Origin of the sequence: Flavisphingopyxis soli, from assembly GCF_007995095.1 — a bacterium.
GTDB classification, from domain to species: Bacteria; Pseudomonadota; Alphaproteobacteria; order Sphingomonadales; family Sphingomonadaceae; genus Flavisphingopyxis; species Flavisphingopyxis soli.
In genome coordinates this window covers 519,538-544,434 of sequence record NZ_VOPY01000002.1, presented here as the reverse complement: position 1 = coordinate 544,434, position 24,897 = coordinate 519,538, and the positions used below count along the sequence as shown (strand labels likewise).

Annotated in this window: 19 protein-coding genes and 1 pseudogene; 11 read left to right on the top strand and 9 right to left on the bottom strand. The window is 65.2% G+C overall.

What is annotated here, in order from left to right; genetic code table 11:
- Positions 1–131: 131 nt before the first annotated feature.
- Positions 132–1,685 carry a serine hydrolase gene (locus FSZ31_RS09265; RefSeq protein WP_147123061.1) on the top strand — a complete coding sequence of 518 codons (1,554 nt, stop codon included), beginning with the start codon at positions 132–134 and terminating at the stop codon, positions 1,683–1,685.
- A 68-nt stretch (positions 1,686–1,753) separates the two neighbouring features.
- Here the strand turns inward: FSZ31_RS09265 and FSZ31_RS09260 are convergent, their stop codons facing one another.
- The 3 genes from FSZ31_RS09260 to tpiA form a co-directional block, all read right to left on the bottom strand.
- Positions 1,754–3,385, bottom strand: a complete 1,632-nt coding sequence (locus FSZ31_RS09260) for a CTP synthase (protein WP_147123060.1) — start codon at positions 3,383–3,385, stop codon at positions 1,754–1,756.
- Between the two features lie 142 nt (positions 3,386–3,527).
- Positions 3,528–3,941 carry a preprotein translocase subunit SecG gene (gene secG / locus FSZ31_RS09255; protein WP_147123059.1) on the bottom strand — a complete coding sequence of 138 codons (414 nt, stop codon included), beginning with the start codon at positions 3,939–3,941 and terminating at the stop codon, positions 3,528–3,530.
- A gap of 89 nt (positions 3,942–4,030) precedes the next feature.
- Positions 4,031–4,780: a triose-phosphate isomerase gene (gene tpiA / locus FSZ31_RS09250; RefSeq protein WP_147123058.1), complete on the bottom strand. Its 750-nt coding sequence runs from the start codon at positions 4,778–4,780 to the stop codon at positions 4,031–4,033.
- Between the two features lie 205 nt (positions 4,781–4,985).
- On the opposite strand from tpiA, the gene FSZ31_RS09245 reads away from it, so the two are divergent.
- The 6 genes from FSZ31_RS09245 to lexA all read left to right on the top strand — a co-directional run bounded on the left by FSZ31_RS09245 (position 4,986) and on the right by lexA (position 10,638).
- Positions 4,986–6,917, top strand: a complete 1,932-nt coding sequence (locus tag FSZ31_RS09245) for a peptidylprolyl isomerase (protein WP_161595992.1) — start codon at positions 4,986–4,988, stop codon at positions 6,915–6,917.
- A gap of 41 nt (positions 6,918–6,958) precedes the next feature.
- On the top strand, positions 6,959–7,540 hold the full coding sequence (locus tag FSZ31_RS09240; protein WP_147123279.1) for an anthranilate synthase component II: 582 nt from the start codon (positions 6,959–6,961) through the stop codon (positions 7,538–7,540).
- Entirely contained in the window at positions 7,537–8,526 is a 990-nt protein-coding gene (gene trpD / locus FSZ31_RS09235) for an anthranilate phosphoribosyltransferase (RefSeq protein ID WP_147123056.1), read from the top strand. The genes FSZ31_RS09240 and trpD overlap by 4 nt, the downstream gene beginning before the upstream one ends.
- Positions 8,523–9,317, top strand: coding sequence for an indole-3-glycerol phosphate synthase TrpC (trpC, locus tag FSZ31_RS09230; RefSeq protein WP_147123055.1), 795 nt, complete (start codon positions 8,523–8,525; stop codon positions 9,315–9,317). Before trpD ends, trpC begins: the two co-directional genes overlap by 4 nt.
- On the top strand, positions 9,314–9,784 hold the full coding sequence (gene moaC / locus FSZ31_RS09225) for a cyclic pyranopterin monophosphate synthase MoaC (protein ID WP_147123054.1): 471 nt from the start codon (positions 9,314–9,316) through the stop codon (positions 9,782–9,784). The genes trpC and moaC overlap by 4 nt, the downstream gene beginning before the upstream one ends.
- 173 nt (positions 9,785–9,957) lie before the next feature.
- The gene (gene lexA, locus FSZ31_RS09220; RefSeq protein ID WP_147123053.1) at positions 9,958–10,638 is read left to right on the top strand and encodes a transcriptional repressor LexA; all 681 of its coding nucleotides are present in this window, start codon (positions 9,958–9,960) and stop codon (positions 10,636–10,638) included.
- A 625-nt stretch (positions 10,639–11,263) separates the two neighbouring features.
- Here lexA and FSZ31_RS13000 read toward each other — a convergent pair.
- Positions 11,264–12,571: pseudogene (locus FSZ31_RS13000) on the bottom strand (ComEC/Rec2 family competence protein); the annotation flags it as partial.
- Positions 12,572–12,861: 290 nt separating this feature from the next.
- Between FSZ31_RS13000 and gltX the strand changes: the two are divergent.
- Positions 12,862–14,307, top strand: coding sequence for a glutamate--tRNA ligase (gene gltX / locus FSZ31_RS09210; protein ID WP_147123052.1), 1,446 nt, complete (start codon positions 12,862–12,864; stop codon positions 14,305–14,307).
- Positions 14,308–14,320: 13 nt separating this feature from the next.
- Positions 14,321–15,607 (top strand): citrate synthase, encoded by a 1,287-nt coding sequence (locus tag FSZ31_RS09205; protein WP_147123051.1) that lies wholly within the window; start codon positions 14,321–14,323, stop codon positions 15,605–15,607.
- 7 nt (positions 15,608–15,614) lie between these two features.
- On the opposite strand, the gene FSZ31_RS09200 is transcribed toward FSZ31_RS09205, so the two are convergent.
- Genes FSZ31_RS09200 through FSZ31_RS09190 form a run of 3 tightly spaced genes read right to left on the bottom strand, consistent with a single transcriptional unit; the run spans position 15,615 to position 19,219 of the window.
- The gene (locus FSZ31_RS09200; RefSeq protein ID WP_147123050.1) at positions 15,615–16,967 is read right to left on the bottom strand and encodes a sensor histidine kinase; all 1,353 of its coding nucleotides are present in this window, start codon (positions 16,965–16,967) and stop codon (positions 15,615–15,617) included.
- Positions 16,964–17,974, bottom strand: a complete 1,011-nt coding sequence (locus FSZ31_RS09195) for a hypothetical protein (RefSeq protein ID WP_147123049.1) — start codon at positions 17,972–17,974, stop codon at positions 16,964–16,966. Before FSZ31_RS09195 ends, FSZ31_RS09200 begins: the two co-directional genes overlap by 4 nt.
- Before the next feature lie 27 nt (positions 17,975–18,001).
- A complete protein-coding gene (locus tag FSZ31_RS09190) occupies positions 18,002–19,219 on the bottom strand; it encodes a hypothetical protein (protein WP_147123048.1) in 1,218 nt (405 codons plus the stop codon).
- Positions 19,220–19,458: 239 nt separating this feature from the next.
- Here FSZ31_RS09190 and gyrA point away from each other — a divergent pair, with 239 nt between their 5' ends.
- Positions 19,459–22,191, top strand: coding sequence for a DNA gyrase subunit A (gyrA, locus tag FSZ31_RS09185; RefSeq protein ID WP_236643769.1), 2,733 nt, complete (start codon positions 19,459–19,461; stop codon positions 22,189–22,191).
- A 138-nt stretch (positions 22,192–22,329) separates the two neighbouring features.
- On the opposite strand, the gene FSZ31_RS09180 is transcribed toward gyrA, so the two are convergent.
- Positions 22,330–22,995 carry a lysoplasmalogenase gene (locus FSZ31_RS09180; protein ID WP_147123046.1) on the bottom strand — a complete coding sequence of 222 codons (666 nt, stop codon included), beginning with the start codon at positions 22,993–22,995 and terminating at the stop codon, positions 22,330–22,332.
- Between the two features lie 46 nt (positions 22,996–23,041).
- Between FSZ31_RS09180 and trmFO the strand changes: the two genes are divergently transcribed.
- On the top strand, positions 23,042–24,406 hold the full coding sequence (gene trmFO, locus FSZ31_RS09175) for a methylenetetrahydrofolate--tRNA-(uracil(54)-C(5))-methyltransferase (FADH(2)-oxidizing) TrmFO (protein WP_147123045.1): 1,365 nt from the start codon (positions 23,042–23,044) through the stop codon (positions 24,404–24,406).
- On the opposite strand, the gene FSZ31_RS09170 is transcribed toward trmFO, so the two are convergent.
- On the bottom strand, positions 24,403–24,870 hold the full coding sequence (locus FSZ31_RS09170; RefSeq protein WP_147123044.1) for an EF-hand domain-containing protein: 468 nt from the start codon (positions 24,868–24,870) through the stop codon (positions 24,403–24,405). The genes trmFO and FSZ31_RS09170 overlap by 4 nt on opposite strands.
- Between the last annotated feature and the right edge of the window lie 27 nt (positions 24,871–24,897).

Below are 24,897 nucleotides of genomic sequence, written 5' to 3'. Positions count from 1 at the left end.
ACCCGGGCGCTTTTTTTTGGTCGCGTCGCGCGGAATGGCTTGCCGGTCGGCCGACGCTATTGGATGATTTACCCCTTTGCGTTCGAGCTGTGGTGAATTACTCCCCTGCTCGAACCAGCGGAGGGTAATCTATGAAATGGCAGCTTGCGTGCGCGATTGCGCTCAGTGCGGTGACGATCCTTCCGGCCCAAGCGGACGACGTTACCCCGCCCGATTATGCAGGCGAGGCCAAGCGGATCATGAGCGGCCTGGATGCCACGGGCATGACCGCAGCAGTTTCGATAGACGGGAAGCTGGTCTATTCGGGAGCTTATGGCAGCATCGAGGACGGGAAGTCTGCCCCGGTCACCCCCGACACGCTGTTTCCCATCGCGTCGATATCTAAGGCATTCACGACCACCGCGCTCGCCATGCTGGTCGATGAAGGCAAGCTCGCCTGGGATGATCCTGTCCGGAAATACATCCCCGAATTTGCGATGTACGATCCGTGGGTCAGCGAGCATTTCACCGTTCGCGACGCGTTGACCCACAGATCGGGCCTGCCGCTCGGCGCGGGCGACCTGACGATCTGGCCAGACGGCAATGCCACGCCCGATGACGTCATCGCCACGCTCAAATATCTGCGCCCGACGACGGGGTTCCGCGACGGTTACGCCTATGACAATCTGCTTTACATTGTCGCTGGAGAGATCATCGAACGGGTGTCGGGGACGAGTTGGACCGACTTCATCACCAGCCGGATCTTTGCGCCCGTGGGCATGAACGATTGCGCCGCCGACAAGACGCGCATCCGGCCCGGCCAGGCGTTCGCCACCGGCCACGAACGCGCCGCCGCCGATACGCACGGCACGCCGATTGACCAACGCATGGCGTTTTCCAAGACATGGGATGCCGCGGGCGGAATCTGGTGCACGTCGGGCGACATGATGAAATGGGGCAAGTTCTGGCTCGACGGGGGCGTCACGGCCAGCGGCACGCGGCTGCTGTCGGAAGAGCAGGCGAAAGCGCTGTGGACCGGGATGACCCCGGTTGCCACGACGATCTCCCCGGCGACCGGCAAGGGCAATCTTGTCCTCTACGGCCTCGGCTGGTTTCTCTCGAACACCGAAGGCACGCCGATCGTCTATCACTCGGGCGGCGCGCCGGGGGTAACGAGCAATTTCATCATCCTGCCCGCGAAAAAGACGGTCATCTTCGCATCGTCGAACGATTATATGAGCACGGCGGGTGCGTGGACGCGCCACATTGCTGACGCACTTGCCAATGGGAACCAGGACGCTGATGTCGTTGGCTTGGCAATCGCGGCCAATGCCAAGGCCAATAGCGAAGCGGTCGCAGCCCTGGGCAAGGCGGTTGCCCCGCCGAAAGACGCCAAGCGTCCGACGCTGCCGCTCAACGCCTATGTGGGCACCTACCGGGACCCTTGGTACGGCACGGTGACGATCAGCCGGCGCGGCAAGGGGTTGTTTATCGACATGGGCCGATCGGCCCTGCTCGACGGACCGCTGACCCCTTTCGACGGCGATACCTTCGCCGCGATCTGGCCCGACAAGACGATGAAAGCCGATGCCTTCGTCACGTTCACGGTCAAGGATGGAAAAGCGGTCGGCATGAAGATGAAGGCGATCAGCGACATCACCGACTTTTCATACGACTTTCATGACCTCGAGCTGAAGCGGGAATGAGGCCCCAGTTACTGCGCGATGCAAGCGGCGATGAACGACCACTGCTCACCGCAGCGATTGCTGACAATCTAAACGAGGCGGCTTTGCTTGACCGCAGCGGCGACGAAGCTGGCGAACAGCGGGTGCGGGTCGAACGGTTTCGACTTCAGCTCGGGATGGAACTGGACGCCGATAAACCATGGATGGTCGGGGCGTTCGACGATCTCGGGCAATTCGCCGTCGGGCGAGAGCCCTGAGAACATCAGCCCACCCGCCTCGAGCGCCTCGCGATAATGCGAATTGACCTCGTAGCGGTGACGATGGCGTTCGGAAATGTCGGTCGCGTTATAAATTGCCGCGACATGGCTGTTGGCCGAAAGGTGCGCGGGATAGGCGCCGAGCCGCATCGTTCCGCCGAGGTCGCCGTCGGCTTCGCGCTTCTGCAGGCCCTCTTCGCTCATCCATTCGCTGATCAGGCCGACGACAGGCTCGTCGGTCGTACCGAACTCGGTGGTCGAAGCGGAACCGAGACCAGCGGTGTTCCGCGCCGCCTCAATGCACGCCATCTGCATGCCGAGACAGATACCGAAAAAGGGAATTGAATTTTCGCGGGCATAGCGCACGCTGGCGATCTTGCCCTCGCTGCCGCGTTCGCCGAACCCGCCGGGGACGAGGATCGCGTCGAGCGGTTCGAGATCGGCGGCGAGTGCCTCATCGCCGTCGAACAGCTCGGCATCGAGCCAGCGGACGTGGACCTTGACCCGGTTGGCCATGCCGCCATGGACGAGCGCTTCGTGAAGCGATTTGTAGGCGTCCTGAAGGCCGACATATTTGCCGACCACGCCGATCGTGACTTCGCCTTCGGGATGCGAGTGGCGATCGATGACATCGTCCCAGCGCGTCAGATCGGGCTCGGGCGCATCGGTGATGCCAAATGCGCGCAGGACCTCTGCGTCGAGCCCCTCGTCATGATACTGCATCGGCACGCTGTAGATGCTCGGTGCGTCGAGCGCGGGGATCACCGCTTCCTTGCGGACGTTGCAGAACTGCGCGATCTTGGCGCGGTCGCTGTCGGGCAGCGGGTGTTCGGAGCGGCACAATAGCAGGTCTGGCTGGATGCCGAGGCCGGTCAGTTCGCGCACGCTGTGCTGCGTCGGCTTGGTCTTCAGTTCGCCCGCCGCGGCGATATAGGGCACCAGCGTGACATGGACCGAGATCGCGTTGTCGTGACCGAGTTCGTTCCTCAGCTGGCGGATCGCTTCCATGAAGGGCAGCGATTCGATGTCACCGACGGTCCCGCCGATCTCGCACAGGACGAAATCGAGATCGTCGGTCTCGGCCAGCGCGAACTGCTTGATCGCGTCGGTGACGTGCGGGATGACCTGGACCGTGGCGCCGAGATAATCGCCGCGCCGTTCCTTCTGGATGATCGTCTGGTAGATCCGGCCCGAGGTGATGTTGTCCGACTGGCGCGCAGCAACGCCGGTGAAACGCTCGTAATGGCCCAGATCGAGATCGGTCTCGGCGCCGTCGTCGGTGACGTAGACCTCGCCATGCTGATAGGGCGACATCGTCCCGGGATCGACGTTGAGATAGGGATCGAACTTGCGGATGCGGACCTTGTAGCCGCGCGCCTGAAGCAGCGCCGCGAGGCTTGCCGCCATCAGACCCTTGCCAAGCGAAGAGACCACGCCGCCGGTGATGAAAATGAACCGCGCCATGGGAGAAAAGACCTAGTCGTGCTTGGGGTCGCGTGGCAAGCGCGCGAATCCATCAAGTCGTAAATATATTCGCGATGCGCCCCCGTTCGAGGGCACCGGTCGCGTGCGGCTGTCGGGTGGCGTCAGCGCACCCGCGGGACGATCATTCGATCGGGACGCCAGTATCCTTGGCAGGTGCGGCGGGCTTGGCCGTGCCGCTGTCCTTGGCGGCTTGCGCCAGCGGATCGTCACCCTTGGGGATCCCGCCATCAAGCGGAACGCCGCTGCCGGCACCAACATCGGTTACCGGCGGCTGAGCAGTCAAGGCATCGCCAATCTGGCCAGTGCTATGGTTGACCGAGGCGAGACCGGCGAGCGCAATGCTGAGAACCACGAACAGGAATGCGAGCACGCCGGTCGCGCGGGTCAGCAAGTCGGCCGCGCCGCGCGCCGACATCAGGCCCGACGGGCTACCGCCGACGCCAAGACCGCCGCCCTCCGATTTCTGCATCAGGATGACGCCGATCATGGCTGCGCCGACAAGGGCCTGGACGACGACGAGAAACTGAAAAAGCATGAACGGGCACCGCTAGCTGGATAAGAAGATGGTCGGCGCGGCACATAGGCGCAATTGCGTTGCGCTTCAACTGGCAAGCCACGCCGATGTCAGATCGCGGCAGCAGCCTCGATAATGGGCAAGAATTTGACGGCGGTCAGGCTGGCGCCGCCAACCAGCGCGCCATCGACATTGGCTGCGGCGAGCAACTCGGCGGCATTGGCGCCATTGACCGACCCGCCATAGAGCAGGCGAATCTTCGCGGCATCGTCGCCGATCCGGGAAGCTAGGGTGGCGCGCAGCGCAGCGTGCATCGCAACGACATCTTCGACGGTCGCGACATCGCCGGTGCCGATCGCCCAGATCGGTTCATAGGCAATCGCCAGCCGCGCGGAATCGAACGATGCGGGCAGTGACGCGGCAAGCTGTGCGGTCACGTGGCGTTCGGCATCGCCGGCATCGCGGATCGCCTTGCTTTCGCCGACGCACAGGATGACGTCGAGGCCGTCGGCCAGCGCGCGTTCGGCCTTGGCCCTGACGATCGCATCGCTTTCGCCGCAGCCTTCGCGCCGCTCGCTGTGCCCGACGATGACGAGTCTGGCACCCGCATCGCGCAGCATCGCCGCCGAAATCGAGCCGGTATAGGCGCCTGCCTCGGCGTGGTGGCAGTCCTGTCCGCCGATCGAGAATTCGGCAAGCCGGTCCGCCATGGGCGCAACCAGCGTTGCGGGCGGACACAGCGCTACGTCGACAGTGTCGGTTGCCGAAGCCACCTCGGCGATCGCCGCCGCCTCGCCAAGGTCGTCCCTGGTGCCATTCATCTTCCAGTTGCCGACGATATATTTGCGCCGTTCGGACATTCGGTCATCCTCGCTTCATGCTGCCGGTGTTTGGGCGAACCCGTCGATCGCTTGCTACGCGGGCTCGTCATCGGCGCGCAAGCCCCCGCGCCCCGAACGGCGAGTTCAGTTCATCGCGGGTTGAAGCGGCCTCGCCTAGGCCTTAAAGCCGCGCCAAATGAAGGCGCATGGCGCTGCTTTAACCCCCACGCGGATATTATCTCCCATGATCATCTTCTTTCGCCGGATATTCTCTTCGAAGATCGGCCTTTTCTTCAGCCTGGTGTTCATCGCGTTGATCGCGATCGCCTTTGCTGGCGCCGATGTTGGCCGCTCATCCTTTGGCGGCGTTGCGGGCGGCAATGTGGCGAAAATTGGCGACACGTCGATCGGGCTTGGCGAACTGCGCGAAGAGGTGCGTCGCCGGTTCGACGCGGCGCGCCAGGAAAACCCCGCACTCGACATGAAGACTTTCGTCGAAAGCGGCGGCGTCGACGAGACACTCGACAGCATGGTCAACAGCGCGGCGCTCGAAGGCTATGCCAAGAAGCTGGGCTTCGGTTCGACCAAGGCGCTCGAAGATGCAGAGATTCGCAAGATCCCCGCCTTCGCCGGAATTGACGGCACGTTTGACCAGACGCGTTTCGAACAGGCGATCAAGGGCGTCGGCCTGACCGAAAAGACGCTGCGCGACGACATTCGCCGCCAGCTGCTGATCCGCCAGATGACCGGACCGGTGACGGGAATTACCAAATTGGCTCCCGGGTTGACGCTGCCCTATGCATCGTTGTTGCTCGAAGCGCGTGACGGGCGGGCGACCTTCCTTCCTGCCACGGCATATGCGCCGACCGGCGAACCCGATGCCAAAGCGGTCGCCGATTTCTATGCGAAGAATAGCGCGCGCTATACGATTCCCGAGCGCCGTGTCGTCCGCTACGCCGAATTCGGTGAAGCTACGGTGGGCAAGGCGGGCGCCGTGACCGACGCTGACATCGCCAAATTCTACGCTGACAACAAGGCGGACTATGCCGCCAGCGAAACCCGCAAGATCTCGCAGGTTATCGCGTCGGACAGGGCGATTGCGGACAAGATCGCGGCAGCTGCAAAGGGCGGCGCGACGCTCAATGCCGCTGCCGGCGCCAACGGACTTGCCGCAAGCGAGGCCAGTTTCGCCGCCGCGTCCGATCTTTCTACGAGCATCGGCGCTGCTGCCGCCAAGGCGGTATTTGCAGCTCCCAAGGGCGCGGTCGTCGGACCGCTCCAGGGACCGCTTGGCTGGGTTGTCACCCGCGTTGAGGCGATCGACGGCAAACCCGCGCGCGATCTCGCCAGCGTCCGCGATGACATTCGCAGCCAGCTCGTCGAGCGCAAGCGCCAGGAAGCGCTGATCGACCTCTATAACAGCCTGCAGGACCAGCTCGGCGGCGGTGCCGACATTGCCGAGCTTGCCGACGCACACGGCCTCAAGGTCGAGACGACCAAAGCGATCACCGCGGGCGGCACGCTGCCCGGGAGTGATGCCGCCGTCCTTCCCGACAATTATGCGCCTGTCGTCAGCGCCGCCTTCGAGGCGAGCGAAGAGAATTTCGGCGAGATCGTCACGATCGAAGAAAACAAGCGCTATGCACTGGTCGATGTCACGCGGATCGTCGCGGCCGCGCCGCCGCCGCTCAAGGATATTCGCGAGCAAGTGGCGCGCGACTATCGCCTCGCCGAAGGCGCCAAGAACGCCAAGGTGATCGCGCGCAAGATCGCCGCGCGGGTCGAAAAGGGCGAGAAGCTCGAAGCAGCCGTGGCAGCCGAAAAGGTCCCATCGTTCACGACACAGAAAATCGGCGGCAAGCGCGCCGACATGGCCCGTGCCAAGGGGCGCATTCCCCCTGAGCTTTCGCTGCTGTTCTCGATGGCACCCAAGTCGGTCAAGACGCTCGAAATCGGCAACAATGCCGGCTGGATGGTCGTCTATCTCGAATCGATCGACGAGGGCGACGCGACCAAGGAGCCGGGCCTGATCGAAGCCGTTTCGACGCAGCTGGCCAGCGCGATGGGCAATGAATATGTCGGCGGCATGCTCAACGCGGCGAAAAAGGCGATGGGCGTCGAGCTCAACGCTGATGCGATCGCCACGCTCAAGCGCGAGCTGACCGGCAGCCAATAGGAGTTGAGGACCCTGATCGGGTCGGGCGAGGGTGTTAAATGATGATCCTCGTCATCGATAATTTCGACAGTTTCACCTATAATCTGGTCCATTACCTGGTCGAGCTGGGCGCCGAGGTCGATGTCCGGCGCAACGACGCGATTGGCGTCGACGAGGCGATGGCAAGCGGCTGCGACGGCATCCTGATCTCGCCCGGCCCTGGTACGCCAGACGATGCCGGGATCAGCCTCTCACTCGTCGCTGCATGCGCCGCTGCGGGCAAACCCCTGCTCGGCGTGTGCCTCGGCCATCAGGCGATCGGCCAGCATTTCGGCATGGCGGTCGCGCGCGGCGGGTTGATGCACGGCAAGACGTCCGCGGTCCGCCATGATCGCAGCGGCGTGTTCGCTGGCCTCCCCTCGCCGTTCACTGCTACCCGCTATCACTCGCTCATCGTCGAGGGATCGAGCGAGTGCCTGATCGCCAACGCGCACGACGATGCCGGGGTCATCATGGGGTTGCGCCACCGCGACCTGCCGATCCACGGTGTCCAGTTTCACCCCGAAAGCATCGCTACCGAACACGGCCATCAGCTGTTAGGAAACTTTCTCTCGCTGTGCCTTCAGGACCGATTCCACCCATGACCACCCTGCCCGATACCGCCACCGCCTTGAGCGAGGACGAAGCGCATCTCGCCTTTGCCCGGATACTCGACGCCGAGGTGTCCGAGGAAGCGATCGAAGGCTTCCTGGTCGGCCTAACCGAACGCGGCGAAACCGCGACCGAGGTCGCCGCTGCTGCCGCGGCATTGCGTGAACGGCTGATCCCGATCGACGCGCCTGCCGACGCGATCGACGTTTGCGGGACCGGCGGCGATGGCCATCACACGCTCAACATCTCGACCGCCGTCTCGCTCGTCGTCGCGGCGGCGGGCGTGCCGGTGGCCAAGCACGGCAATCGCGCGGCATCGTCGAAGGCGGGCGCGGCCGACGTGCTCGAGGCGCTCGGCCTCGACATGGCACGCGCGGGCGAGACTGCCGAGGCATCGCTGCGCGACATCGGCATCTGTTTCCTGTTCGCCGCCAACCACCATCCCGCGATGCGCCGGATCCAGCCGATCCGCCAGAAAATCGGCCGTCGCACGATCTTCAACCTGATGGGGCCGCTGGCCAATCCGGCGCGCGTGCGCCGGCAGCTGATCGGCATCGCACGGCCCGGCTATGTCCACCTCTATGCCAAGGCGATGGCCGCGCTCGGCACCGACATGAGCTACATCGTCTCGGGCGACGAAGGGCTCGACGAGCTTTCGCTCGCGGGCGGCAACGAAGTCGCCGAGGTCACGCGCGACGGCGTTCACATGATGCGCCTATCGGCGAGCGATGCCGGAATGCCGCACCATCCGACGACCGCGATCCGTGGCGGCGACGTCGACCACAATGCCGCTGCGCTGCGTCGCTTGCTCAAGGGCGAGGCCGGAGCCTATCGCGACGCGGTGTTGTTCAACGCCGCCGCCGCCTTTCGCATCGCCGATCGCGCAGAGACCCTGCCCGCGGGCGTGGCGCTGGCCGCCGAAACGCTCGACAGGGGTGAGGCCGCCGCGTTGCTCGATCGCTGGATCGCTTACGCATGAGCAAGCTTGCAGAGATTTGCGCGACCAAGCGCAGCGACGTTGCGCAGCGCAAGCGCACGCATTCGATCGCTGACCTCGAAACGCGCATCGCCGAGCGCGACGATGCGCCGCGCGGTTTCGCGGCGCGCGTCAGCGATAAGGCGCGCGATGGCATCGCTGTGATTGCCGAGATCAAGCGCGCATCGCCGTCGAAGGGCCTGATCCGCGAGGACTTTGATCCCGCCGCAATCGCGCGTGCGTATGAGAACGCCGGCGCCGCCTGCCTGTCGGTGCTGACCGACCGCGACTATTTCCAGGGCGACGACGCGTTTTTGGAGGCTGCGCGCGCCGCGAGCGCCCTGCCCGCCTTGCGCAAGGATTTCATGGTCGATGCATGGCAGATCGCCGAATCGCGTGCGCTCGGCGCTGACGCGGTGCTGTTGATCCTCGCGGTGCTTGACGACGAGGCGGCGAACGAAATGGCGGTAGCGGCGCGCAGTTACGGCATGGATGTCCTCGTCGAGGTGCATGACGAGGATGAACTTGCGCGGGCGACGCGGATCCCGGATGCGTTGATCGGCATCAACAACCGCAACCTAGCGACCTTCCATACCGACCTGGCGGTCAGCGAGCGGCTATCGCGCCTCGCCCCGGCCGATCGCCTGCTGGTGTCCGAAAGCGGCATTGCGACGCGAAGTGATATCAAGCGGCTGACCGCACACGGCATCCGCGCCTTCCTGATAGGAGAAAGCCTGATGCGACAGGACGATATCGAGGGCGCGCTCGGCGCGCTGATCGGTCGCCCGGCATGAGCCGCCTGACGCATCTCGACGAGACCGGCGCGGCGCGCATGGTCAACGTCTCGGACAAGGACGCGACGAAGCGCACTGCGACCGCGCGCGGGACGATCACGCTCAGCGCCGAAGCGCTCGAGGCGGTGCGATCGGGCAGCGCGAAAAAGGGCGATGTCCTTGCCGTCGCGCGCGTTGCCGGGATCATGGCAGCCAAGCAGACGCCTGCGCTGATCCCGCTGTGTCACGCGCTCGCGCTGTCGTCGGCGAGCGTCGATTTCGAGCTTGGCGACGGTGACATTACCGCGACCGCAACGGTCACCTGCACCGGTCCGACCGGGGTCGAGATGGAGGCGCTCACCGCGGTCTCGGTCGCGCTGCTTACGATCTATGACATGGTCAAGGCGGTCGACCGGACGATGGTGATCGGCCAGATTCGCGTGCTCGACAAGAGCGGCGGCAAATCGGGCGACTGGAGCGCGGCGTAGCGCTGATCGCGCTGAGCGAAGCGGCTGCGCTGCTCCGCGCGCGGCGTGCCGGTGCGGTCGAACTCGACCTGAAGACCGAAATTCGTCTCCTCGACTGACTTGACACGGCCCCATTATGTTGCATAAACGTTCCCTGTCCGTTCCACCGGGTTCGCCAGACGAGGATATGTGCCATGTTGACCAGCAAGCAGCACGAATTGCTTTGCTTCATCCACGATCGGCTTGAAGCCACCGGCATTTCGCCGTCGTTCGAGGAAATGAAGGAGGCGCTCGATCTCAAGTCGAAATCGGGCATCCACCGCCTGATCAGCGCGCTCGAGGAACGCGGTTTCATCCATCGCCTCGCCAATCGCGCCCGCGCGCTCGAAATTCTCAAGATGCCAGAGCGCACGGCAGTTGTTTCGGGACGCGAAGCCGACAATGTCGTGCCGCTGCGCGCCAAGGCGAAGCCGCGTCCGATTGCTGCCAATGACATCATCGAAGTGCCGCTCCATGGCCGGATCGCCGCGGGCATGCCGATCGAGGCATTCGAGGACGACCGCTCGCTTTCGGTGCCCGCCGCATTGCTCGGGTCGGGCGACCATTATGCGCTCGAAGTGTCGGGCGATTCGATGATCGAGGCTGGCATTTTCGACGGCGACTATGCGCTGATCCAGCGCGCCGATACCGCACGCGAAGGCGACATCGTCGTCGCACTGGTCGACGAACAGGACGCAACGCTCAAATATTTCCGTCGCGAAGGGCGGATGGTTCGGCTCGATCCGGCGAATTCGTCGCACCAGCCGCAGCTTTATGCCGCCGAGCAGGTCCGCGTTCAGGGTCGCCTGGCGGGGTTGCTGCGCCGCTACCACTGAAGCGCTTGCGCGCAGGTCCCGCGTAAGCGCGGCGTTTCTGCGCCGCGCGTCGCCACGGATGGCGATCGCCGGCAGCGAAGGTTGGACGAACGCGCGGTGGGTCAAGATAGATCGCCAATCCGCCGCTGCGCGCGAGGGCAAATCGATCGGCCTTCAGCCATCGCGGCGTGCAGCTTTTCGGCAGGCCGCGATCGGCGATGACAATATCGACGCGTTCGCACGCGCGGATCAGGTCGAGCGCATCGACATAATAGCCGCTCGTCGTTGCCATGACGCTGTACTGGCGGCCTTCATCGCCCACCGGCCAGACGCAGAAATCTCGACTGCAGCGCGCATCGGCGCGGTTGCGCAGCGGCAGCAGGTCGAGATCGGTGGCGACGCTTTCAGCGATCATGTCGCGGACGTAATCACCCGCGCGATCGCGCAGCAACGACACCCGTCCGCTCGCATCGCGCGCGGCGACGTGGCGGCCATCGCCGGTGACGACAAGATCGGGCGCACGCGCACTCGCCATCGTGCCGACCCCGATCGCCAGGACGGGCAAGGCGATCCATCGGACCCGCGTGCGAAAAATCGCGAACCACAGCCCGGCGAGCGCGCTTGCGGCAAAGGGCCATGATGCCATCGCCGGGAGCAAGGTTACCGCGCCCGGACGCGAGGCGGTATAATGCGCTAGCCCGAGCAGCGCGTCGAGCGCCTGGCCGGTCAGCCACCAGACCGGTGCGCCAATGCCGACCGCGTCGAGCAACAGCGCGAGCGCCTCGAGCGGCATGATGACGAAGGTCGTCAGCGGGATCGCAACGACGTTGGCGAGCGCGCCGTAAAGGCCCGCCTTGTGGAAGTGGAACAAAGCGATCGGCATCAGCGCCAGCTCGACGACGATGCCGGTGAGGAGCAGCGAACCAAGCCCGCGCAGCCAGCGCCTGCCCCGCCCCTCTTCGCGCCGGGTGAACCAGGCGCGCACCTGCGGCTGGCGATGCAGCGCGACGATCGCGGTCACCGCGGCAAAGCTCAGCTGGAAGCTCGGTCCCATGATCGATTCGGGCCAGAAGACCATGACGAAGAGCGCGCCGGCCGCGATTAATCGCAGCGTGATCGCCTCGCGCCCGATCGCGAGCGCGATGAGGACGAGCATCGCCGCGACGCACGATCGCACCGTCGGTACCTGGGCGCCGGTCAGGAGCGTATAGGCGATCCCCGCGACCGCGCCCGAGCCCGCCGCGATCAGCATCAGCGGCGCGTGGAGCGCGAGCCGCGGGCTGAGCGCGAGCAGCCGCAGTACGAGCAGGAATGCCGCGCCGACGACCGCGGTCACGTGCAGCCCGCTGATCGATAGCAGGTGCGCCAGCCCGCTGCGCCGCATCGCCTCGGCATCGGCTTCGGGTAGCGCACCGCGATCGCCCGTTGCGAGCGTCGCTGCGATCGCGCCTGCGGGACCATCGACCTGCGCCTGTACGTGGCGGGACAGGCGATGGCGCAGGCTTGGACCGGGCGGCGCGGCGACGACGACGCGAACCGGTCCGATACCGCTTCCGGTCGCCCCCAGCCGATCGAACCAGGCGCGCCGCGCAAAGTCGTATCCGCCCGGCAGCGCAGGCTGCGCCGGGGGCATCAGCCGCGCGCGCAGTCTGACCTGCGCGCCCGCCCCCAGTCCTTCGGGGACCTTGTCAGCGGGGATATTGATCCTTACCCGCTGCGGCAGGTCGGGCCGTTCAACTGGCCGCGCCACGATCCGCACAATCCCCCGCGCAGCCAGCGGCTCGACGCTTTCGACCGCTGCGGTCATGCGCGTCACCACCGGACGGTCGAGCACCGGTGAGGCGACGATCAGGCTGCGCGTCCAGATCAGCGCGCAACCGATTGCCAGCGCGACGGCTCCGATCGTGATGATCCGTGCAAGCCGCGTGCCTTGGCCGATCGTCACGCCGGCCATGGCAATGCCAGCACATCCGACCATGAAGGCCAGCCACCAGCGGGCATCGGGCAGCGCGAACCAGGCGGCAATTCCCCCCGCCAGCGCGACGGGTATCCATAGCGGCAACTGGTCACGCTCGGCCTCGAGCCAGTTCTCGATTGCGGCGAACACGCGGTCAGCGCGACCATCTCGCACTTGCGAAATGGCTGTTTGAAGCGCGCTGGAAGCCATGCTAGGACCTCGATCGTTGGACCCGCCCGGTCCAGAAAATCCGAAGTTTCGATATCGTAATGTGGGAGATAGCGCGGGTGAGCGCAACCGAATTGACACGCCCCGTGGTAACCCGCTTCGCGCCTTCGCCGACGGGGTTCCTTCACCTGGGCGGCGCGCGCACCGCGTTGTTCAACTGGCTGTTCGCGCGTCATCATGGCGGCGAGTTCAAGCTGCGCATCGAGGACACCGACCGTGCCCGCTCGACCCAGCCCGCGATCGAGGCGATCCTCGACGGGATGCGCTGGCTCGGGCTCAACTGGGACGGCGAAGAGGTTTACCAGTTCGCCCGCGCCGCGCGCCATGCCGAGGTTGCCGAGGAATTGATCGCCAGGGGCGCGGCTTATCGCTGCTATCTCTCGACCGATGAGCTCAAGGCCCGCCGCGAAGCCGCGCAGGCCGAGCGCAAACCCTTTCGCCTTATCAGCGAGTGGCGCGATCGTGGCCCCGATGATGCGCCCACCGGCGAAGCGGGCGTCGTGCGGCTCAAGGCGCCACGCGATGGCGAAACGACGATCGAGGACGCGGTCCAGGGCAAGGTGACCGTGCAGAACGCCGAGATCGACGATTTTGTCCTGCTCCGTTCGGACGGCACGCCGACCTATATGCTCGCCGTCGCGGTCGACGATCACGACATGGGCGTGACGCACTGTATCCGCGGCGATGATCACCTCAACAACGCCTTTCGCCAGCGCGTCCTGATCGACGCGATGGGCTGGGCGCGCATGGTCTATGCGCACGTGCCGCTGATCCATGGCCATGACGGTGCCAAGCTGTCGAAGCGCCACGGCGCGCTCGGCATCGAAACCTATCGCGACGAACTCGGCATCCTGCCCGAAGCGATGATCAACTATCTGCTCCGGCTTGGTTGGGGCCATGGCGACGACGAGATCATTTCGCGCGAGGACGCCGTGGCGTGGTTCGATCTGGCGCATGTCGGCCGCTCGCCCTCGCGTTTCGACATCAAGAAGCTCGAGAATCTCAACGGCCATTATCTGCGCGAAGCCGACGATGCGCGGCTTGCCGACATTGTCGCGCCCGATATCGCGGCAAAGCTGGGGCGCGACCTCGGTGCCGACGACTTGGCATTGCTCAACCGCGCGATGCCCGAACTCAAACCGCGCGCCCGCACGCTGCACGAGATAGCCGACGGCGCGCTGTTCCTGTTCCGCACGCGCCCGCTGGCGATGGACGAAAAGGCCGCCCAGCTGATCGTCGATGCACCCGATGGCCTGCTTGGCGACATCGCGCTTGCACTTTGTGCACTTGCCGATTGGACCGTCGAGGCCATAGAGGAGGCCGTCCGCTCGGTGTCCGAGCAACGCGACCTCAAACTCGGCAAGGTAGCCCAGCCGCTACGCGCCGCGATGACGGGGACGACGATTTCGCCAGGCATATTCGACGTACTGGTATTGCTCGGACGCGACGAAACACTGGCAAGATTGGACGACGCTTCCCATCTGCCCAATAACACGACCGCTTGATCAAGGAATGACTATGGCCGACCGCACCGCAAAACTGAGCATTGCCGACACCGATCTCGATCTGCCGATTCTCAGCGGCACGATGGGGCCCGACGTTGTCGATATCCGCAAGTTCTATGCGCAGACCGACCGGTTCACTTACGATCCCGGTTTCACGTCGACCGCGAGTTGCGATTCGGGCCTGACCTTCATCGACGGCGACAAGGGCATGCTGCTCCATCGCGGCTATCCGATCGATCAGCTCGCCGAAAAGTCGAGCTTCATGGAAGTGTCCTACCTGCTGCTCGACGGCGAATTGCCGAACAAGGCGCAGCTCGACGAGTTCGAATACACGATCAATCGTCACACGATGGTCCATGAGCAGCTCAAGACGCTCTACAACGGCTTTCGCCGCGATGCCCACCCGATGGCGATCATGTGCGGCGTCGTCGGTGCGCTGAGCGCCTTCTATCACGACAGCACCGACATCAACGATCCCGAGCAGCGGCGCATCGCCTCGCACCGGTTGATCGCCAAGATGCCGACGCTGGCGGCGATGGCGTATAAATATTCGATCGGTCAGCCGTTCCTCTACCCCGACAACAACCTCAGCTATGCGGGCAATTTCCTGCGCATGACCTTTGGCGTCCCGGCCGAGGACTATGTCGTCGATCCGGTAATCGAACGCGCGATGGATCGCATCTTCATCCTTCACGCCGACCACGAACAGAACGCATCGACCTCGACCGTCCGGCTCGCCGGTTCGTCGGGTGCCAATCCGTTCGCGTGCATCGCGGCCGGTATCGCCTGCCTATGGGGCCCGGCGCATGGCGGCGCCAACGAAGCGGCGCTCAACATGCTGCGCGAAATCGGCACGGTCGATCGCATCCCCGAATATATCGCCCGGGCCAAGGACAAGAACGATCCGTTCCGTCTGATGGGTTTCGGCCATCGCGTGTACAAGAACTACGATCCGCGCGCCAAGGTGATGGCACAGACCGCGACCGAGGTGCTCGACAAGCTGGGCGTCAGCGATCCCGTCTTCGACGTCGCGCGCAAGCTCGAGGAAATTGCGCTCAACGATCCCTATTTCATCGAGAAGAAGCTGTACCCGAACGTCGATTTCTATTCGGGCATCATCCTTTCGGCGATCGGTTTCCCGACGACGATGTTCACCGCGCTGTTCGCGCTCGCGCGCACCGTCGGCTGGGTCGCCCAGTGGAACGAGATGATTTCCGATCCCGCGCAGAAGATCGGCCGTCCGCGCCAGCTTTATACCGGCCCGACGCAGCGCGATTACGTTCCCGTCGACAAGCGCTAGGGCGCGGTCATTCGGGCCAGCGCGGCAGTGCGAGGCTGAACCGCGCGCCTTCGCCTGGCGCACTCTCGATGGTGACGTTGCCGTCCATCGCGCGCGCCAGCCGGTTCGAGATGTAGAGGCCGAGGCCGCTGCCGCCGTGATCGCGACGGCCGAGGCGTTCGAACTTGTCGAAAATCCGCACCTGGTCCTCGGGGGCAATGCCGGGTCCCTGGTCGATAACCGTGACGCTTGCCTTGCCGTGATCGGGATCGACCGCGGTTTCGACAGTGATCTGTGTGTCGTCGGGTGCGTAGCGCACCGCATTGCCGATGAAATTGATCAGGATCTGCAGGACGCGGCGGAACTCGCCGACGGCCAAGGCAGCCTGATCATTGGGTTTGACCGTAATCGTCATGCGCTTTTCCGCGGCCCGCATCGATAAAAGTCCAGCGGCCTGCGCGGCGACTTTGGCGAGGTCGACGCGTTCGTGCGCAACCTCGAAGCCTTCGCGTTCGATCGCCTGGAGGTCGGCGAGATCGTCGATCAGGCCGAGCAGGTGCTTGCCTGCCGAGGCGATGTCGCCGGCATAGCTTGCATAATCGTCGGCGATCGGTCCCTCGACGCGGCGCGCGATCGTTTCGGCATTGGCGATGATCCGGCCGATCGGCAGGCGCAGTGCCTCGTCCATCCGCCGGTCGAGCGCGCCCCAGTTGCCCGGCAGATAGGGCGTCTCGCCCGCTGCCCCGGCCCGCTTGCCGCGTTTGAGCGTCAGGCTGCCCGCAGCGCCCGACAATGTGCCATTCGCTGCGATCGAGGGTCGCGCATTGAGTTCGGCCCGCGCGACGACTCCGTCGATCATCGCATCGACCGCGAGAGCGTCGACGGTTTCGCCGCGCGCAAGCGTGGCGGCGATCGGCTCGGTGCCGACCGGATCGAACAGTTCGTCGAGCGTCTTGCCGATCCAGTCGCGCGTGCGGATGCGCGCCGCCGATCCCTCGGCCCAAAGACCGAGGATCGCGAGACGTCCGTCGCACTCGAAGGTCCAGCCGGGACCGTCGAGCGGAAAGGCCGGATCCTGGCTGAGTTGCGGACGGATCTTTGCCTCTTCGCTCCAGCCCGAAAGCGTCAGCGCGGCGCCGTCGGTGTCGGGCACGATGCGGACCCAGAAACGCAGGTCGAAATCGGCTTCCCCGGCATAGACCGGACGCAGCATCGGCGCATTGAGGCGCAACGCCGTGGCGACGATGGCGGCGAGTTGCGGCATGACGATGGGTCCCGGCAGCTTGCCGCCGGCGCGGTGCTGCAAATGCGCCAGCGCGGCATCGGCGCTGACCAGCCGTCCCTCGCGATCGACCCGCGCCCTGATCGTTTCATCGGTCATCGCGACGGATCCCGATAGCGTTCGGCGAGGCGGACGATCCGCTCGGCCGGCGATGCGGCGTCATGATCATCTTCCAGCCCGCCAACGCTAAGGTCTTCGCGTCCGTCGCCGCGCGGCGGACCCACGCTTTCGATCGCGTGGCGGAGCGCCTCGATCACTCGCGCGTCGAGCTCGCTGGGCGAGAGCCATGTCGCGATTTCGTCGGTGGTCGCGATGCACAGGAAGATCGTCGTGTCGCTCTGGTCGGTGCCGCTGAAACGGCTGATCAGCGCGATGATCGCGGGCCAGGCGGCGCAGGCTATCAGGTCCGCGATCAGCGCCGACGGCGGGCGAACGGCAAGCGCCGCGTCGATCAGGCGCGCGGCGGCAACGCCAATCCCCGTTTCCTCGCGATAGAGCGAGACCGATTCGGCGCACGCGCGAACATAGCTTTCGGCCTGCGCCGCGCGATCGGGTTGTTGTGATAGCAGCGCACTTGCGACGCATTCGGTCAGCGCAGCCTGCGCTTCGACCGGCAGGTCGGCGGCGATGATCACCGGCGCATGCCAGCTATCGCGCCGGCGGCGATCGGCAATGCCATACCGCATCCACAGGTCGGCAAGCCCGGCATCGTCGTTGGCCCAGTCGGGCAGCCCCATCGATATCTCGGGATCCTTGCGTCCATCCTCGAGGCTGCGCTCAAGCGCGCGCGCCAGTACGGGACGCGCAAGCCCCTCAACCGGCAGGCCACGTGCGGCAATCGTGTCCCAGGCGGACGGTGCTTCGTTCAACTGGCGCGGCAGGAAATGACACAGGTCGATCTCAATCCCGTCGACCAGCTTGCGCACGATTTCGCGCGTCTCGGCGCCCTGCCGTTCGGTGAGGTTGATCCTGCGCGGCCGGGCGATCAATGATTCGACGGCATCGATCAGCGTGCGCCCGCGACGCGCGAGCGACGCAGGCAAAGCCTGCATCGCCGGCGTGGCAGGCCCGCCATCGCTCGCTCGTGATCCCTGATGCGCGTTCATGTCACGCGCGGGATAGCCTTGTTAGCGTTAATTTGGGATAAACCTTGTGCCATCTTCGCGGCGACGCGCGAGCGCACCGATCGCCAGCGCGGCACTCGCAATCAGCGCTGCGATGCCAGTCCCGAGCACCAGCTGGCCGAGCAGCGCACTGGCGCCGCACACGACGAATGCCAGGCCGGCGTCGGGCGCAATCCGATAAAACCACTGCGATTGCGGCGTTTTGGCGGCCGCGTCGGCGTGGACCAGCGTGGTCGCGAGGACCAATGCGGCGATCGCACCCGACCAATCGCTGCGGCCCGAAAATGCCAGATACGCGCCAAGTGCGAGCGTCGCTGCGATCGGCAGGCCGGTCAGCAGCCAGCCCCACCACGCGCGGCGCGCGGGTTCGAGCGTGAACAGCGCAACGTACCGCCCCAATGCGACGAAAACCAATCCGACCAGGCCACTGAACGCGCCAAGCGCGATCCAGCCCGTTGCCCAGCCGATGATTGCGGCGACCAGCAGCGCGATCGCGGCCCCGTCGAGAATGCTCGATCGCGCGCTGCGGGCGAGCAGCGCCGGGCCGACGATCCGCGCGATCGGGGCGAGGATATTGGCCATGACCACGCCGCTTTCACCCACCGCAGCGCTGTCATAGACGCGCGCGCTCAAGGCATTGGCAGCGCCCGCGCTGTCGATGACGACAAGATCGCCGCGCTCGAACAGAGCGGGCGCGCACGACAATCGCGTCGCCCCGCGTTGCACCGACCGCCGCAGCAGTGTCGAGGGCAGGTCCCAGTCGTCGGGCAGGTCGGCGAGGTCGGCAAGCAATTCGCAGCGCGTCAGTGCCAGCCCCGCCCAGCGCAGATCGGCATCGATCCGCTCGAGCCCACGCGTCACGGGCGTATCGGCGGTGACGAACACGGCATTGGCGGGCCCGGCGGCAAAGGCCGAGACCTGGTCGCCATTGGCATAGAGACCGTCGAGCACCAGCATCAGCGGGTCGCGCGGACGCGTGCGATCGAGAATCTCGCTGGCGCGGCGGACGGGTTCGACCGGCAGGCCGATCGCGCGCAGGCGGTCGAAGGCCTTGACCAGATCATCGGTCATGCGATCGACACAGACGAAGATCAGCGTCACGCCGGCATCACGGCACAGCGCCGCCTGCCGCTCGATCAGATACTGGCCGGCGATCAGTTGCGCGGCGCGCAACGTCTCGCCGTCGTCGGTGGTTTCGGTGGCGCTCAACAGCGCATGCAACGTCATGACGCCTCCCTATCGCCGTGCGCGCAGGCACAGCAACCGGTTTTGCCGCAAGCCGCGCAGGAAGTTGCGTGCGAGGGGTGAAAAAAGGCGAAAAAACGACCCGAAACACTGGCTATCGCAGGCGCTTTGGGCTAGCGTCCGGCACCAGTAAAATACACCGAAAAGGGCGCATTTTGAGCGAAGAAAACCAGACGGTCGGCGAGCCGTCGGACATCCAGCCGATCAGCATCGTCGAAGAGATGAAGACGAGCTATCTCGATTACGCAATGAGCGTGATCGTCAGCCGCGCGCTGCCCGACGTTCGCGACGGGTTGAAGCCCGTCCATCGCCGCATTCTCTATGCCAGCCTCGAGGGTGGTTTCGTCCCCGGCCGGCCCTATCGCAAGTGCGCCAAGATCGTCGGCGACGTGATGGGCAACTACCATCCGCACGGCGACAGCGCGATTTATGACGCGCTCGCACGGCTCACCCAGGACTGGTCGATGCGCGTCACGCTGATCGACGGCCAGGGCAATTTCGGGTCGATGGATCCCGATCGCCCCGCCTCGATGCGCTATACCGAAGCGCGTCTTGCCAAGGTCGCGATGACGCTGCTCGAGGATCTCGACAAGGACACTGTCGATTTCACGCCGAACTACGACGCCAGCCGGACCGAGCCGCAGGTGCTCCCTGCCCGCTTCCCCAATATCCTGGTCAACGGCGCCGGCGGCATTGCGGTCGGCATGGCGACCAACATCCCGCCGCACAATCTGGGCGAAGTCGTCGATGCCTGTCTGGCCCATATCGATCGCGAGATCGTCGGCGGCGACGTCATGTCCGACGAGGATTACATCGCGATCGTTCCCGGTCCCGATTTCCCGACCGGCGCGCTGATCCTCGGCCAGGCGGGCGCGCGCAGCGCGTACCTCACCGGACGCGGATCGATCATGATGCGCAGCCGCCACATCATCGAGGAACGTCGAGGCGACCGCCGATCGATCGTGCTCACCGAAATCCCCTACCAGGTCGGCAAATCGGGCCTGGTCGAGAAGATCGCCGAGGCCGCCAAGGACAAGCGCATCGAGGGCGTTAGCGACATTCGCGACGAATCGAACCGCGAAGGCGTGCGCGTCGTCATCGAATTGAAGCGCGACGCAACCCCCGAGGTCGTGCTCAACCAGCTGTGGCGCCACACCCCGGCGCAGTCGAGCTTCCCCGCCAACATCCTCGCGATCCGCGGCGGGCGGCCCGAAACGCTGAGCTTGCGCGACATCATCATGGCGTTTGTGAAATTTCGCGAGGAAGTCGTTACACGCCGGTCGAAATTCGAACTCAACAAGGCACGCGAGCGAGCTCATATTTTGCTCGGCCTCGTCCTTGCGGTAACCAATCTCGATGAAGTCGTCCGGATCATTCGCGGCAGCTCGAGCCCCGCCGAAGCGCGCGCCGCATTGCTCGCCCGCCAATGGCCCGTTGCCGAGATTGCCAGCTACATCAAGCTGGTCGAAGCGGTCGAGACCGAGGTCGAGGGCGACACCTACCAGCTGAGCGAGCGCCAGGTGAAGGCGATCCTCGATCTGCGCCTGCATCGCCTGACCGCAATCGGCCGCGACGAAATCGGCGGCGAGCTTAAGGAACTGGCCGTCCTGATCGCCGAATTGCTCGCGATCCTTGGCGACCGAGCGAAGCTTTACGAAGTCGTGCGCGAAGAGCTCGTTTCGGTCCGCGCCGAGTTCGCCACGCCGCGCCGCTCCGAAATCGCCCCCGCCTGGGACGGCCTCGACGACGAGGACCTGATGGAGCGCGAGGAGATGGTCGTCACCGTCACCCACGACGGCTATATCAAGCGTACCCCGCTCGCGACATTCCGCGCGCAACGCCGCGGCGGCAAGGGCCGCGCCGGCATGGCGACCAAGGACGAGGATGCGGTGACCGAACTGTTCGTCACCTCGACGCACACGCCGGTCCTGTTCTTTTCGACGCACGGCAAGGTCTATCGCATGAAGGTGTGGAAGCTGCCGCCCGGCGGGCCGCAGACGCGCGGTCGGCCGATGGTCAACCTGCTCCCGCTGGCCGAAGGAGAGACGATTTCGACCGTCCGCCCGCTGCCCGAGGACGAGGCCGAGTGGAAGAACCTCCACGTCATGTTCGCCACCGCCAAGGGCACCGTCCGGCGCAACTCGATGGACGCATTCACCAACGTTCCCTCGAACGGCAAGATCGCGATGCGTTTCGACGACGACAGCGACGATCGCCTGATCGGCGTCGCGCTGCTGACCGAAACCGACGACGTCCTGCTCGCCACGCGCCAGGGCAAGGCGATCCGTTTCTCCGCGACAGACGTGCGCGAATTCCAGAGCCGCACTTCGACCGGCGTGCGCGGCATGCGGTTGAAGGGCGACGACGAGATCATCTCGCTGTCGATCCTGCAGGGCTTTGATGCGACGACCGACGAACGCGACAGCTATTTGCGCGCCGCACCGTGGAAAGAGAATGACAGCGAACCGACGTTATCGGCCGATCGCATGGCCGAATTCGCCGACGCCGAGGAATTCCTCCTGACCGTTTGCGCCAACGGCTATGGCAAATTGTCGAGCGCCTATGATTATCGCCGCAGCAATCGCGGAGGCCAGGGTATCGGCAATATCGACAATATCGAACGCAACGGCCTCGTCGTCGCAAGCTTCCGTGCGACCAAGGGCGACCAGCTGATCCTCGTCACCGACCAGGCCAAGATGATCCGCATGCCGCTCGACAGCATGCGCGTGATCGGGCGCAACTCGGCCGGCGTGAAGCTGTTCGACGTTGCCAAGGGCGAGCACGTCGTCTCGGCAGCGCGGATCGACGAGGAACAGGCCCCCGAGGACGAAGCCGAAGAGGCGGTCGTTGAAGAAATGGCCGAGATCGCCGAGAGCGGTGCGCCCGACGCGGTAAAACTCGACGACGGGACCGGGCCGGATACGATCTCCGAGGACATTCCCGAGGACGAGTAATCGGCGGAAATTCGATCAGGAAGGACAGTCCTTCGATACGGGCCTGCGGCCCTACTCAGGATAAACGGCTTTGGGTTCACCACCCAAACCCGTTGGGGCTGGGCTTGTCGAAGCCCTGTCCTTCAGGGCCTTGGCGCCTTAACTCGGAGCGGCCCGTTCGCTCGATACGCGCGTAACCACGCCCCAGGCGATGAGCGCCTGGCCGGCAAAGTAGAGCGGCCAGACGAGCAGATGCGGCAAGGACGAGTCCGCAAGCGGGCCGAGCCGACCGAAAATGAGCAGGTCGGACAGCGCGAACAGGACCGCGCCGATGCCGACGCGGTAACGCGAGAAGCGGCTCGTCCATGCCGCGCCCGCCATCGCCCCGATCGTCAGGCCGTAGATCGCGTGGCCGACCGCCTGCATGCCCGGCGGTGAGACCGCATAGGCGATCGCCGGTACGCCCACGAGCAGCACCAGGCCGAGCAACGCTTGGCTTCCGCTCGGTGCCGCTCGCCGGTTGCGCAGGTAGAGGACGACCGCGACGATGTGTCCGATCATGAAAGCGATTCCGCCCATCCTGAGGTTCACAGCGTCGATCAGGACATCGCCCGTCGCGCCGAGCGCCAAGACGCCAGCGATCAGCCAGCCGTCGAGCGAGCGCGCGTGACGCGCCGCCCACAAGGCGAGCAATCCGACCCCGGCACCCTTCCAGACGATCGCCGAGGGGTTTTGGAGTTCGAGCAGCACCGCTGCGTAATAGCTGGCGCCGGCAAACACTGCGGCGAAAAACAGTGCGTCGAGCCTTGGCCGGTGAGCTTCCATCGTAACTTCCCTGTTCGTTTGCGGTCCGCGTTGCTATGCGCGCGGCATGACAGACACGGTCCATATCATCGGTGGCGGCCTCGCGGGAAGCGAAGCCGCGTGGCAGCTTGCCCGCGCAGGCGTTAAGGTTCGCCTATCGGAAATGCGCGGGGGCGGCGATAGCACTGCGGCGCACCATAGCGACGGCCTCGCCGAGCTCGTCTGTTCGAACAGCTTTCGTTCGGACGACGCGACGAGCAACGCGGTCGGACTGCTCCATCAGGAAATGCGCGAACTCGATTCGCTGATCATGACCGCGGCGGAATCGGCCAAGGTTCCCGCCGGGTCGGCGCTTGCGGTTGATCGCGATGCGTTTTCGGATGCGGTGACCGCCGCGCTGGCGGCCGAGCCGTTGATCGAGATCGTCCGCGAACGGATCGACGCGCTGCCCGCCGAGGGGCTTACGATCGTCGCAACGGGGCCGCTGACGGGCACCGCGCTCGCCGAGAGCATCGCGGCTGCGACAGGCGCCGATGCGCTGGCGTTTTTCGACGCGATCGCGCCGATCGTCCACCGCGAAAGCGTCGACATGGATATCTGCTGGATGGCGAGCCGCTGGGACAAGGGATCGCCCGACGGTGACGGCAAGGATTACATCAACTGCCCGATGACCAAGGAGCAATATCTCGCCTTTCATCAGGCGCTGCTCGACGGCGAGAAGACGGTATTCAAGCAGTGGGAGGCCGACACGCCGTATTTCGACGGCTGCATGCCCGTCGAGGTGATGGCCGAACGCGGCATCGATACGCTGCGCTATGGCCCGATGAAGCCCGTCGGGCTCGACAATCCCCACGCCGCGACGCCCGAGCACCCGACCGGGCGCTGGCCCTATGCGGTCGTCCAGCTGCGCCAGGACAATGCCCTCGGCACGCTGTGGAACATGGTCGGCTTCCAGACCAAGCTCAAGCACGGCGCGCAGGTCGAGGTGTTCCGCATGATCCCAGGGCTCGAAAAGGCCGAGTTCGCACGGCTCGGCGGGCTCCATCGCAACACATTCATCCGTTCGCCCGAACTGCTCGACGGCGAGCTGCGCCTCAAGTCGGCGCCGCATATCCGCTTTGCCGGGCAGATCACAGGGTGCGAGGGCTATGTCGAAAGCGCGGCGGTCGGCCTGATGGCAGGTCGTTTTGCAGCGGCCGAAGTCACGGGCAGCACCCTGCCCTCACCGCCCGATACGACCGCGATCGGCGCGCTGCTTGGCCATATCACCGGCGGCGCCGATGCCTCGAGCTACCAGCCGATGAACGTCAATTTCGGCCTCTTCCCGCCGCTCCATGACGTCAAGAAGAAGCAGCGCAAGGAAGCCTATACGTCGCGTGCCCGCGCCGACCTGGCCGACTGGATCGCTGAAACCACGTTGGTGACGGCCTAACAGCCGCACTTTGGTTTTGCGCTCCGCTTGGGCGCGGTGGTCGCAAATTCGGCGCGGGTCAGCAGGCCGTTGCGATTGGCGTCGGCGCGCGCAAAGCGATCCGATGTCGCCACCGCCCACTCTTCGAAGGTCAGCAGGTTGTTGCCGTCCTTGTCGAGCTTCTTGAATGCGCTGGTCCGGCTCGACATCAGCTCGATCCGGCTGATCGCCTCGTCGCGATTGCGGTCGTAGCGATTGAAGCGCGCTTCTTCTCGGGTCGCCTTCTTCGCTTCGGGTGGCGCTGGCGGCGCCGGACCGCGACTGGGCGCATTGGCGGCGGGCGGATCGGGCAGCGTCGGCACGCTTCGCTCGGTCGGCGGAGCAGCGGCGAGCGGTTCGGCATCCTGGCTTTCCGCCTGCCAGAGGAACAGTCCGCCCGCGAGCAACAGGATCGCCGCGATGGCACCCGCTATCGTCCGGTTCATCGTCGCCTCCCGTGTCGATAGCGCGCG

Excerpts from the sequence above, each read along its gene's own strand:
- FSZ31_RS09260 (WP_147123060.1), bottom strand. The coding sequence starts at position 3,385 with ATGGCGCGGTTCATTTTCATCACCGGCGGCGTGGTCTCTTCGCTTGGC.
- secG (WP_147123059.1), bottom strand. The coding sequence starts at position 3,941 with ATGCTTTTTCAGTTTCTCGTCGTCGTCCAGGCCCTTGTCGGCGCAGCC.
- moaC (WP_147123054.1), top strand. The coding sequence starts at position 9,314 with ATGAGCCGCCTGACGCATCTCGACGAGACCGGCGCGGCGCGCATGGTC.
- FSZ31_RS09190 (WP_147123048.1), bottom strand. The coding sequence starts at position 19,219 with ATGACGTTGCATGCGCTGTTGAGCGCCACCGAAACCACCGACGACGGC.
- lexA (WP_147123053.1), top strand. The coding sequence starts at position 9,958 with ATGTTGACCAGCAAGCAGCACGAATTGCTTTGCTTCATCCACGATCGG.
- FSZ31_RS09240 (WP_147123279.1), top strand. The coding sequence starts at position 6,959 with ATGATCCTCGTCATCGATAATTTCGACAGTTTCACCTATAATCTGGTC.
- FSZ31_RS09200 (WP_147123050.1), bottom strand. The coding sequence starts at position 16,967 with ATGACCGATGAAACGATCAGGGCGCGGGTCGATCGCGAGGGACGGCTG.
- FSZ31_RS09170 (WP_147123044.1), bottom strand. The coding sequence starts at position 24,870 with ATGAACCGGACGATAGCGGGTGCCATCGCGGCGATCCTGTTGCTCGCG.
- trmFO (WP_147123045.1), top strand. The coding sequence starts at position 23,042 with ATGACAGACACGGTCCATATCATCGGTGGCGGCCTCGCGGGAAGCGAA.
- FSZ31_RS09180 (WP_147123046.1), bottom strand. The coding sequence starts at position 22,995 with ATGGAAGCTCACCGGCCAAGGCTCGACGCACTGTTTTTCGCCGCAGTG.
- FSZ31_RS09245 (WP_161595992.1), top strand. The coding sequence starts at position 4,986 with ATGATCATCTTCTTTCGCCGGATATTCTCTTCGAAGATCGGCCTTTTC.
- FSZ31_RS09205 (WP_147123051.1), top strand. The coding sequence starts at position 14,321 with ATGGCCGACCGCACCGCAAAACTGAGCATTGCCGACACCGATCTCGAT.
- trpD (WP_147123056.1), top strand. The coding sequence starts at position 7,537 with ATGACCACCCTGCCCGATACCGCCACCGCCTTGAGCGAGGACGAAGCG.
- gyrA (WP_236643769.1), top strand. The coding sequence starts at position 19,459 with ATGAAGACGAGCTATCTCGATTACGCAATGAGCGTGATCGTCAGCCGC.
- FSZ31_RS09265 (WP_147123061.1), top strand. The coding sequence starts at position 132 with ATGAAATGGCAGCTTGCGTGCGCGATTGCGCTCAGTGCGGTGACGATC.
- tpiA (WP_147123058.1), bottom strand. The coding sequence starts at position 4,780 with ATGTCCGAACGGCGCAAATATATCGTCGGCAACTGGAAGATGAATGGC.
- trpC (WP_147123055.1), top strand. The coding sequence starts at position 8,523 with ATGAGCAAGCTTGCAGAGATTTGCGCGACCAAGCGCAGCGACGTTGCG.
- FSZ31_RS09195 (WP_147123049.1), bottom strand. The coding sequence starts at position 17,974 with ATGAACGCGCATCAGGGATCACGAGCGAGCGATGGCGGGCCTGCCACG.